Source organism: Rhodococcus ruber (genome assembly GCF_027270735.1).
Lineage (GTDB): Bacteria > Actinomycetota > Actinomycetes > Mycobacteriales > Mycobacteriaceae > Rhodococcoides > Rhodococcoides rubrum_A.
Genome location: NZ_JAPWIJ010000024.1, coordinates 1 through 10,455, shown reverse-complemented (window position 1 = coordinate 10,455; position 10,455 = coordinate 1). Strand labels below are relative to the sequence as shown.

The window sequence follows — 10,455 nt, the reverse complement described above, 5'->3', positions numbered from 1 at the left end:
CGTGCCTCCCCGTCTGACGGCGTACGCCGATAACGCGGTTTCTATGTCAGGTGGGACCGTCACGGTCTCTCGACGCTGGCGTGGGGGTCGAATACCACGCGAACCCCTCTGGGAATGGCCTCGTCGCCGAGCAATTCAAGGGTGCGCTGCAGGAGCGCTGCGATGTGGTCCTCGACGTCATCGACCATGTCCGGCACGTCCGCCAGGGCGGTGTGTGCGCGCCGACGGGCGTCGACCCCAGCGAGGGTAGTACCCGGAATCGAACTTCGGGGTTACAGGGGCGCACTCGGCCACGGCGGTCTGGATCTGCTCGACGGTCGCACTCGAGCTCTTGACACGCCGCGAGGTGTGTCGGGGTGAGAGCCCGGTACGGTGCGCGGCGATCACCGATCCGATCTCGGCGGAAGTCATCGGGGCGGCAGGCAACGGTGGGTGACCACACCGATCGATCGGGTTCGCGACGGGACCACCGCGGCGCGAAAACGCGGTCATGTCAGGAAAAGTGTTGCGCTGCAAATGCTCTGCAAGCAACGTCGTCGACGGGTAGCGGTCAGAGAACATCAGGACCGTGTGCCAGCGCTGCCACACTTCGACCGGCTTCAATCCGGTGGCCTCGTCGGGGTCGATGTGGATGCGGTGGCGGCCACCGATCCACAGACTCGCACCGTCAGCGCTGATGCCGTCCCGGTCGAGCCCTGTAATAGCGTTGTAGGACAGGCCTGCTCCGGCCAGAAGCAGAAGAACAGCGTCGCGGCGTCCGAACGACGCTGCCGTCAACCGCTAAAAGCAGTAAGTTCACGACTGATGTTTCGCAGGATTCGACGGTGACAGACTTCGCGTCCTGGTTCGCGCCAGTGATGAAGATGAATCGAAGATGTCTCTGTCAACTGCGCGGCTTCCGTAAGGCCTCCTTGTATCGATCTGATTGTTCGAACACCGCCGGGCTGCTGCCGATTTGTCTGCTTCTCGATGTGGTTGACGGTCGTAGTGGGCCTCACTCATGGACCGGGTGCTCGGTGGCTGTTCGGAAAGTGGCCGGCTTTCGCTCGATGGTCTGCGGGAAGCGAGGTGTCATCCCGCTCCGGTGTGTTCGCTGATGGCAACGGTCTAACTTACGACCCAAGTAATTGTCGTTTGGCGTCTTCGACAACCGAGCGCGGTGCCTTCGACTCCGAACCTGCATCGAATGGCGGCTGAGGATCGTACTCAATGATGAGCTGTAACGCTTGCGCTCCGTCGTCGCCTACAATCTTGCTGGCCAGCGTCAGAGCTGCATCGATACCGGCCGAGACACCCGCGCCGATCAAGTATTTTCCATCCGTCACGACCCGCTCGTCAGTAGGGATGGCGCCGAACTTGCGCAGCTCCTCGAGCTGGAGCCAGTACGTCGTGGCTCGGCGGTTCTGTAACAGTCCGGCGGCCGCAAGGATGAGGGAACCAGTGCACACCGACATGGTCCACTGAGTGGTCTGGTCCACCTGACGGAGCCACCGGTGCAGGGGTCCATCGCTCATCTGGTCCAGCTGGCCAGGCCCTCCACCGATGACGACGACGTCAGGGTGTGACATGTCTTCGAGCTTGGCCACGGCTTGGATGGACAAGCTTCCTTGATCATTGAGGACCAATCCTGGCTCCTCCGCAACAAAAACGACTTCTGCGCCCGGGAGGCGCCCCAGTACCTCGTACGGACCCACCACATCCAGTGCGGTGAATCCGGGGTACAAGACGATAGCAATTTTCATTTCGTTCTCCTAAGTGGCATGCACGTGGTTGGACTCACCCAGCCCGTGGATGAGTCGAAATCAGCGGTTGACACGAGATTGTCGTCTCGACTGAGCCACCTCACATCGCCTATCGGCATCAGGAGGTGGAAGTAGCAGATCGTGCACAAGGGCTTCGGTGCAACGGTCGCAGAAGATCCGATCCCGCCACTGTTCAAAATAGTGAATGTGGTGTTCACTATAAGTGATAGTACTCACCATTGGTCGGAAGCGCGGAGAATTCGCCGCTCGAAGCGGAAGGATGTAATGCACATCTTCACTACACGAAGGACTCGTGGCGCGTTGACGGGGCTCGCTATGGGGTTGAGCGCGGCAGTAGTTGTCGCGTCATGCGCGACGGCTGACCCGTCAAGTCACGGTGCGAGTGGCGAACAGGTCATTATGCAGCTGAATGGCCCGGTCACGTCCTATGACCCGGCCTTGGGAGTCTCTTTCCAAGACATCACGGTTCTGTGGTCGATGTACGACACACTCGTTGCTACTGATTCAGATGGGACCGTCATTCCTGGACTGGCCAGTACGTGGACAGTTGGTCCTAGCTCGGCAACTTTCACTCTGCGGGACGACGTGACGTGCTCGGACGGCGAGAAGTTGACCGCCGAAGTCGCTGCGAAGTCGCTGCGACGTTTCTTCGATCCCGCGACGGCCGCACCGTTCCTGACCGACGTGATCGGACCGGAGAACAGCGCAGACGTTTCTGTCGAGGGCCAGACGGTCACTGTGAACCTTGCAAAGGCGTACTCGGGGTTGTTGTCGGGACTGAGCACTCCATTCACGGGCATCGTCTGCTCGGCCGGCACCGGCGACCCGACCACGCTGAAGACGGGTTCGTCGGGTACGGGTGGATACATGGCCGGTGACCAGGTCGCTGGTTCGAGCTACACCTTCGTACGGCGGGACAACTACAACTGGGGCCCTTCGTTCGCCGGGCTCGTGAGTACAGGCGAACGGCCTGCGGAATTGACGATGAAGGTCGTGTCGGACGAGAACACGCGGGCCAACCTGCAGTCGACTGACGAGGTGCAGATCGCCGGGTACACGACCGACGTGTGGAAGCGAATCGCGGAGCAGAAGGGGCTCACGACGGCCGTCTCCCAGCAGTCGGACACCTATTTGATGTTCAACCAAACGGCCGGTCATCCGACGGCCGATCCAGCTGTCCGCCGCGCCATCGCCGAGGCCATCGATGTCCAACGGCTCAACCAGGTCCAGAGTTACGGAGCGGGAGAGGTGATGTCCGACTTAGGCGAGTCGACTTACGCGTGCCACGACGAATCGATGACATCAAAACTTCCTCGGCTAGATCCTCGAAAGGCTGCCGAGACGCTCGGCGGCCTTTCGTTGAAAGTGAACGGGACAACTTTGTTGGCAGGCGGCGATGCGAATTCCTATGTCGCGTCAGCACTCGGGAGTGCTGGTGCGAATGTGAGCTTCGAAAACCTCGACAACCAGCGTTGGGCGGCAGGCCTTTTCAAGCCACTGAACGATTGGGACGTCACGATACTTGTCTACGCAAACACCTCTTCGAGCTTGCTCAGCGCAGCGAACTTCTTCACTGGTGCAGTGCCGCCGGAAGGTCAGAACATCTCCGCTGTCAGCAATGATGCGGCCAGTCGGGCCCTCGACGCTGCCCGTCAGAGCTCAGGCACCGACGGCTGTAAGGCGCTGTCGACGTATCAAGGACTGTTGCTCGACAACGTGAACGTCCTCCCGTTGGCAACAGCTCCAGCAACGATCGCCTACGCGCCTGGCGTGACATCGGTGGTCTCCAAGGGCTTCGTCAGGGCCGCGACCATCCGGGTTGCACCGTGAGTGGGGAAGCGCGCGAGGGCGGTCTCGCGATGACAGCGCCAGCGCACGACCTGCACGGACACCCGAATCATACGGTGCCCCGGGCCTTCTCGGCTGGTAGCCGTGTCTGGATGGCATTTATCGGACGGCGGGTTGTGGGGCTAGGGGCCGTGGCTCTGGCGCTGGTTGCGCTGACCTTTGTCATCGTGCAGCTCGTGCCGGGCGACCCCGCCCGGAATATTGCAGGTCTCTCTGCAAGTCCCCAACAGATCGCCATCGTTCGCGATCGGTTGGGTCTAAACGATCAGGTCCTTCTGCAAGCCTGGCATTACCTATCCGGCTTGGTATCCGGGAACTGGGGAGCGTCCTTCGTCAACGACCAGTCTGTGCTGTCCCTGATTGCGCAGCGACTGCCGTTCACGCTCTCGGTGGCCGCCGGTGGGCTGTTGTTCGTCTTGTTGCTCGCGTTCCCGGCAGGCATGGCGATGGCCGTCAGAGAAACGCGTAACAGTGGCTCTTCGACGTCTGGTGCCTTCAACGCTGTGACTGGCGTACTCGGCGCTGTGCCCGAATACGTGACAGGCACGATCCTGGTGACCGTCTTCGCCGTTCAACTTCAGTGGGTGCCCGTGCAAGGAGGGCAGAGCGTGTCCGGCTATCTGCTTCCGTGCATCGCTGTAGGACTAGCACCGGGCGCGGCGTTCGCGCGTATCGTGCGTAACGAGACTCGTAGCGTCCTGTCTCAGGAATACATCGCAACAGCGCGCAGCAAACGGATCTCGACAAGTCGACTGCTGGTATTCCATGCGCTGCCGAACGTCGCAACGAGCACGCTGACAATGGGTGGAATCCTTCTCGTGGCTCTGCTCGGAGGCACGGTCATCGTGGAGAATCTGTTCACCATTCCAGGTCTAGGCACGCAGATCGTCCAAGCGATCCTGGCGAGCGATTATCCAATGATTCAGGGAATAATTCTGACGCTGGGTCTGGTAGCTGTCGTGATGAATCTGCTGATCGACATCGTCCTGGCTGTGCTCGATCCTCGCGTGATGTCTTCGGGGGCGGCCGCATGAGCGGGCTGGGAACTCCTACTGTGCAAGCACAAGTGGGACGACGCGTTCCGTGGAGCCTCACAGTGGGCGCGACGGGCCTTACGGTGCTCCTGATCCTCGCCGTTGTCGGCCCGTATTTGTGGGCACATGCGGCCGACGAAGGATCCGGAAACCTACGTCAGGGTCCCTCCGTCAGTGACTGGTTCGGCACCGACGCGCAAGGCAGGGACGTACTTGCCCGTACTCTGGTAGCTACGCGCTTGACCCTTGTAATGGGTGTTACCGCCACTTCGATCGCGCTCCTGTTGGGTGTACTGCTCGGCGCTTCCCTCGTCGTAGCGGGCCATCGCACAACGTGGATTGGTTCCCGTGTTATCGATCTGTGGCTTGCGCTACCTCCTATCATTGTCGCGCTGTGCGTCACGGCGATCTTCGGACCGAGCCAGCTCACGGTGATCGTGGCGGTCGGTCTGGCCTTCTGCCCGCAGTTCGCTCGATTGACCAACACCTTGGCCAAGTCCGTTGCACAGAGGGACTTCGTCACGACGTCGCGACTGCTGGGCGTCAGTCCGTCTCGCGTGTTGTTCCGTCACATTCTCCCCAACATCGCGTCACCGATCATGGTGCTTACCTCGGTATGCCTTGCGACGTCCGTCATCATGATGTCCGGTCTCAGTTTCATCGGCCTGGGTGTTCAACCTCCCTCGATCGACTGGGGCCAGTTGCTGGCCAGTGGGATTCGCGACATCAACCAAAATCCCAGCGCCGCCATCGCGCCATCTTTGATGATCGTGCTGACAGGTCTGTCGGCCAGCCTGCTCGGCGACGGTGTGGTAGCAGCTAGCGATCCTCGACTAGCGCGCAGACGCGACCGGTCCAGCTCGACGAGCGACGAACCAACAAGCTTTCACACTCGAGTAGACGACGATGACACGCCAAAGAGAGATGATGTTCTCGTCATCGACAACCTGCGCATCGCAAGCGGCGACAGTGACTTGGTCAAGGGCGTGTCGATCCGAGTGGGCTCCGGAGAGACAGTAGGTCTAGTCGGTGAGTCCGGGTCGGGAAAGAGCCTTACGGCTATGGCGGCGGCCCGTCTGCTCCCTACCGGATTGCGCATGGAAGCTGATCGCCTCGCTTGCGCAGGTCATTCGATGGGCCCGACGAAGACTGCCCCGATACAACTGGCGCTGGACCTGGGCGTGGTCTTTCAAGATCCGTCATCGTGCTTCAACCCAGCGCGCAAATTGGGGCCACAACTGACCGAAAGTATCCGCGTTCACACACGCGTCGACAGGAAAACGGCTCGGCGCATGGCAGTTCGCGGACTCGAGGAAGTTCGTGTGACCGACCCCGAGCGACGTCTGCATCAGTACCCCCACGAGATGTCTGGCGGGATGCGGCAGCGAGCAATGATAGCCATGGCCCTGATGTCGAACCCAAAGTTGTTGATTGCTGACGAGCCGACAACGGCTCTCGACGTGACGGTTCAAGCGGATGTGTTGCGCTTGATTCAAAAGGTAGGTCGCGACCACGGCATGTCCGTTCTTCTCATATCCCATGACATCGATGTGGTCGCCGCGATGTGTGACCGGATGTACGTGGCCTACCAAGGACGAATTGTCGAACACTTGACTGCGCAGCAGCTACGCGATCGACGCGTCTCGCATCCGTACACCAAGCGGCTACTGGACGCGTCATCGAACTCTGCTCTCAACCATGTGATCTTCCGAGACGACGAGAGCAGGTCGAAGGCATGATCGCTAGGTCAACTAATAAGCACGCCCCCTTACTCCAGATGGCGGGAGTGACAGCGGGATACAGATCGCACACCGCAGTTCTGCATGACGTATCGCTCGAGGTGAGAGCCGGCCGAACGATGGGGGTAGTCGGCGAGTCCGGCTCGGGTAAGTCCAGTCTCGGCAAGGTGATCGTAGGTCTGCTGAGACCGACTGCTGGAGTTGTTCAGGTCGACGGGGTAGACGTACCGGGGGCGCGTGGAACCAAACGACAATCCTTGCGCAGACGGGTTCAGCTCATCCCACAAGACCCGTACGCCTCTCTGGATCCGCGCCTGACTGTTGGTCGCACCTTGGCTGAGGCGATCGACCCAGTCAGCGCCCGAGCGAAGACACACGACGCCCGAATCTCTGAGTTACTGGGTCTTGTTTCGCTCGATCCGGAAGCTGCGTCTCGGCTGCCACATGAGTTCTCCGGCGGACAACGGCAGCGCATCGCCATCGCGCGAGCGGTCGCTGTGAGCCCGGCTTTGCTTATTGCTGACGAAGTGACCTCGGCCCTGGATGCCTCCGTCCAAGCAGAAGTCCTCGACTTGCTGGAAGAGCTGCAGACCGCGCTCGGGTTCGCGTGTGTTTTCATCACGCACAACCTTGGCGTAGCCGCGCGGATGTGTGATGACCTGACGGTTCTGCGGTACGGGCGTGTGGTCGAGCAGGGGCCGGCGAGCTTGTTGCGAAGTCCCGAAGCCGGATACACCCAATCCCTCGTCGCCAGCGTGCCAGATGGCGACGGGCTCTTTCTCCGCGCCCAACCATCAGCCGGAGTCCCCGGCTGAATCCATAGTCCTGACCACGTACCGCTTCCTACTCTCCCTTGGAGTTTCACAGTGATCAATCGCACCACCCGTTCCCTCCTGCTGGACCGTGCGACCATATTCGACGGCACCGGCCACAGCCCGTTGCCAGGCGAACACTCGATACGTGTGGACGACGGGGTCATCACCTGGGTCGGCCCGAGCGATCACGCGCCGGAGACCCATGACGTGATGGACTTGAGGGGCATGTTCGTCATGCCGGGACTCGTCAACTCGCATGTGCATCTCGCGAACGACGCTTCTGCCGATCTCGCCGGCCAGGTCGGGGAGGATTCGAGCGTGACCGGAGGATTGCGAGCTGCCAATAACGCCATGATCACTCTGTTGAGCGGTGTCACGACAGTGAAGGACTGCGGGGCAAAGGACAACATCGTCATCGATGTGAGTCGGGCCATCGACTCGAAGCTGATCACGGGCACACGAGTGTTTGCCGCGGGAAGAGTGATCACCATGACAGGGGGACACGGTCACTTCATGGGCGTCGAGGCGGACGGTCTCAGTGCGGTGCGCGCTGCTGTTCGCGGGCAGTTGAAGGAGGGGGCGTCATTCATCAAGGCCATGGCGACCGGCGGTGTGTTGACGTCGGGCGTGCAACCTACGCAGACCGCACTGATCGGCGCGGAGCTGCAGGTGATTGTGGAGGAAGCACACAATGCTGGACGGCGTGTCTCTACCCACGCGATCGGCAGGGAAGGGATCAAGAATGCGATTCTCGCCGGGGTGGACACGATAGAGCACGGGTTTCACCTCGACGAAGAACTCTTCGAACTCGCGTTGGAACGTGGGACATTCCTGGTTCCTACGCTTGCAGCCATCTCGGGCATCGTCGGCCGCGGTCCCTCGGGCGGAACTCCCGGCTGGATCGTAGACAAGGCCCGAGTCGAGATGGAGCGAAGCAGGTCGATGTTCCGACAAGCGGTGGAATCGGGTATCAACATCGCCGCCGGAACGGATGCCGGAACTCCATTCAATCCGCACGATGGGTTCGTCGAGGAACTGATCGAAATGGTACGGATTGGGCTATCACCGGCACGAGCGCTGCTGTCAGCGACCCGCGACGGTGCCATCAACGCTGACGCGCAGGCGAGCATCGGGACGATCGAGGCCGGTAAGTGCGCAGACGTCATCGCTGTAGACGGAGACCCGTTGATCGATATCACCGACCTGCGGCGAATACTCGTCGTAGTGAAAGACGGCGAAGTCCACAGAGATGAGCGGTCAGGTCGTAGCAGCGACGACTCCCGAGTTCTCAACGACGAAAGAGTGCGGGCATGACGCTTTCGATCGTGGCGCGCGACCCGGACACTGGCCAGCTGGGCATCGCCTGCCAGTCACATTTCTTCGGAGTAGGCCGACTCGTGGGGTGGCTCGAACCAGGCGTCGGCGCAGTAGCTACTCAGGCGTTCGTCAATGTTGGGCTTGGCCCGCAAGGTCTGGCTCTTCTTCGATCGGGTGCGACCGCGCAACAAGCCCTGCAGGCGCTCTCCCGCTCGGAGGACGACGTACAGTTCCGGCAGCTCGCCGTCGTCGACTGCAGTGGCGAGGTGGCGAGCCAGACAGGCGGCGCGTGCGTCCCCGCCGCAGGAAGTGTGGCGGGGAGACAGGTGAGCGTCCAAGGGAACATGCTGACCTCTCACGAGGTGTATCGCGAGGCGCTGGCCGCATACGAGCTCGCGCGGGACGCGCCGTTCGTCGACCGGCTTCTAGCAGCGCTCCAGGCCGGTGAACGCGCCGGTGGTGACGCTCGCGGGTCACAGTCAGCTGTCCTCAAGGTCGTGACAGGACGCGTATCTAGCCGACCGTGGGAGGAAACGATCGTCGATGTTCGAGTCGACGATCACCATGACCCGGTGGCCGAGCTGACACGCTTGGCTGGGCTAAGCAAAGCTTATGACGGGATCGGGTCCGTCCTGTTTGCACGCGGGCTTATGCTCGGCCCGTACGTCGGAGTCTCATCTGACGAGCTGACGCACGCCATCCTTGCGCTCGAGGAGGCCCGCAAGACGCTCGGTGAGAATTTCGAAGCAGCATTCTGGTACGGAGTCCTGCTCGGTCGCGCCGGTCGAGTCGAGGAGGCTTGCCACGTTCTGCTCGAGGTCGTCGCCGCCCAACCACGGTGGGGTAGATACTTGCGCTCAGTGGTGGAAGCGGAAATCATCAAGGCGGAAATCTTAGATCCTGTCTTCGCCGCTCTCGACGCCGCAGAAGAAATCCAATAACACGTGACGAGGGCGTTGCACTGTCGGCGAAGACTCCGTGGGATGATTGGTCGCGCGCAAATTACGGCGCATTCGTTATGGCAAGGTGGGTCTTTGATGGTTTGGCAAGCACGGAGTTGATCAGGATGCCGCAGGGGGACATGCCGGGCGATAACGGCTCTGCCACCATGTCGACACAGCAACTGGGTCTGCTGATTCGGCAGTTTCGGGCTGAGAGTGGGCTGAGCGTCAGCGCGTTGTCAGCCAGCTCTGGAGTGAGTTCGGGTCTGATCAGCCAAGTGGAACGTGGCCTCGGCAACCCGGGCTTCACCACGCTGTTGAAGCTGGCGCAGGCGCTAGGCGTCGCAGTCGGCGACTTTTTCGGAGCAGGTGGTCCGACCGATGAGCCGGCGCGAATCGTGCGGGGGTCGGCACGCCGACGGCTACAGGTCGCCGAACCTGACATGATCTACGAGCTGCTGACGCCGACCATGAGCGGAAAGCTCGGCATGCTTCGCGCTCAGATCTCCGCAGGTTGGAGCAACGAAAATCTCCCCTTCCGACACGAGGGGGAGGAGTGTGTGCTCATCGCTGTCGGCAGCCTGGTGGTCTATGTGGATTCCGTTCGTCACGAGCTCTGTGTCGGCGACTCCATCACCTACGATGCTTCGCTACCTCACTGGTACGCCAACGAGACAACGGATCCCGCCGTTCTGATCGGTGCGATGACGCCGCCTTCATTCTGACTTCGACATGCGGGCGAACCATATGCTGCCGACCGCCGCACATCAAACCAAACCTGCAGCAGCCGTGGGATCGAGCCTTCCCTCCGCGGCGCGCGTCAGACCATGCCTGGCAGCGTATAGCGTCGAGTACCTCTGTGGCCCAATCGACTACGTGAATGGGGGGGGGCACCGGATCGCAGTCTTACGTTGATCGCGTGACCACATCGAAAATCCACGAGCCCCCGTCAGCGGTGATATGAGTGATGAGAACGCGCCTTCGAAACGTCGGTGTAC

Annotated in this window: 10 protein-coding genes; 7 read left to right on the top strand and 3 right to left on the bottom strand. The window is 61.1% G+C overall.

Translation table 11 applies throughout. The annotated features are described in order from the left end of the window. Window positions 1-59: 59 nt before the first annotated feature. The 3 genes from O4220_RS27595 to O4220_RS27585 all read right to left on the bottom strand — a co-directional run bounded on the left by O4220_RS27595 (window position 60) and on the right by O4220_RS27585 (window position 1,742). Window positions 60-188, bottom strand: a complete 129-nt coding sequence (locus tag O4220_RS27595; protein WP_269608730.1) for a hypothetical protein — start codon at window positions 186-188, stop codon at window positions 60-62. Further along, a complete protein-coding gene (locus tag O4220_RS27590; protein WP_269608729.1) occupies window positions 178-777 on the bottom strand; it encodes a hypothetical protein in 600 nt (199 codons plus the stop codon). Before O4220_RS27590 ends, O4220_RS27595 begins: the two co-directional genes overlap by 11 nt. Before the next feature lie 335 nt (window positions 778-1,112). Next, window positions 1,113-1,742: a DJ-1/PfpI family protein gene (locus tag O4220_RS27585; protein ID WP_269608728.1), complete on the bottom strand. Its 630-nt coding sequence runs from the start codon at window positions 1,740-1,742 to the stop codon at window positions 1,113-1,115. A gap of 285 nt (window positions 1,743-2,027) precedes the next feature. Here O4220_RS27585 and O4220_RS27580 point away from each other — a divergent pair, with 285 nt between their 5' ends. The 7 genes from O4220_RS27580 (at window position 2,028) to O4220_RS27550 (ending at window position 10,182) form a co-directional block, all read left to right on the top strand. Next, complete coding sequence (locus O4220_RS27580) at window positions 2,028-3,593, top strand: ABC transporter substrate-binding protein (protein WP_332112896.1); 1,566 nt, start codon at window positions 2,028-2,030, stop codon at window positions 3,591-3,593. Window positions 3,594-3,703: 110 nt separating this feature from the next. Continuing rightward, window positions 3,704-4,645, top strand: coding sequence for an ABC transporter permease (locus O4220_RS27575; RefSeq protein WP_269608727.1), 942 nt, complete (start codon window positions 3,704-3,706; stop codon window positions 4,643-4,645). Beyond that, a complete protein-coding gene (locus O4220_RS27570) occupies window positions 4,642-6,384 on the top strand; it encodes a dipeptide/oligopeptide/nickel ABC transporter permease/ATP-binding protein (protein WP_332112895.1) in 1,743 nt (580 codons plus the stop codon). The genes O4220_RS27575 and O4220_RS27570 overlap by 4 nt, the downstream gene beginning before the upstream one ends. Continuing rightward, a complete protein-coding gene (locus O4220_RS27565) occupies window positions 6,381-7,199 on the top strand; it encodes a dipeptide/oligopeptide/nickel ABC transporter ATP-binding protein (protein ID WP_332112894.1) in 819 nt (272 codons plus the stop codon). Before O4220_RS27570 ends, O4220_RS27565 begins: the two co-directional genes overlap by 4 nt. Before the next feature lie 51 nt (window positions 7,200-7,250). Beyond that, a complete protein-coding gene (locus O4220_RS27560; RefSeq protein WP_269608726.1) occupies window positions 7,251-8,513 on the top strand; it encodes a metal-dependent hydrolase family protein in 1,263 nt (420 codons plus the stop codon). Further along, the gene (locus O4220_RS27555; protein ID WP_269608725.1) at window positions 8,510-9,457 is read left to right on the top strand and encodes a DUF1028 domain-containing protein; all 948 of its coding nucleotides are present in this window, start codon (window positions 8,510-8,512) and stop codon (window positions 9,455-9,457) included. Before O4220_RS27560 ends, O4220_RS27555 begins: the two co-directional genes overlap by 4 nt. A gap of 77 nt (window positions 9,458-9,534) precedes the next feature. Next, window positions 9,535-10,182, top strand: coding sequence for a cupin domain-containing protein (locus tag O4220_RS27550; protein WP_269608724.1), 648 nt, complete (start codon window positions 9,535-9,537; stop codon window positions 10,180-10,182). The last annotated feature ends 273 nt before the right edge of the window (window positions 10,183-10,455 follow it).

Excerpts from the sequence above, each read along its gene's own strand:
- O4220_RS27595 (WP_269608730.1), bottom strand. The coding sequence starts at position 188 with ATGGTCGATGACGTCGAGGACCACATCGCAGCGCTCCTGCAGCGCACC.
- O4220_RS27585 (WP_269608728.1), bottom strand. The coding sequence starts at position 1,742 with ATGAAAATTGCTATCGTCTTGTACCCCGGATTCACCGCACTGGATGTG.
- O4220_RS27580 (WP_332112896.1), top strand. The coding sequence starts at position 2,028 with ATGCACATCTTCACTACACGAAGGACTCGTGGCGCGTTGACGGGGCTC.
- O4220_RS27575 (WP_269608727.1), top strand. The coding sequence starts at position 3,704 with ATGGCATTTATCGGACGGCGGGTTGTGGGGCTAGGGGCCGTGGCTCTG.
- O4220_RS27570 (WP_332112895.1), top strand. The coding sequence starts at position 4,642 with ATGAGCGGGCTGGGAACTCCTACTGTGCAAGCACAAGTGGGACGACGC.
- O4220_RS27565 (WP_332112894.1), top strand. The coding sequence starts at position 6,381 with ATGATCGCTAGGTCAACTAATAAGCACGCCCCCTTACTCCAGATGGCG.
- O4220_RS27555 (WP_269608725.1), top strand. The coding sequence starts at position 8,510 with ATGACGCTTTCGATCGTGGCGCGCGACCCGGACACTGGCCAGCTGGGC.
- O4220_RS27550 (WP_269608724.1), top strand. The coding sequence starts at position 9,535 with ATGGCAAGGTGGGTCTTTGATGGTTTGGCAAGCACGGAGTTGATCAGG.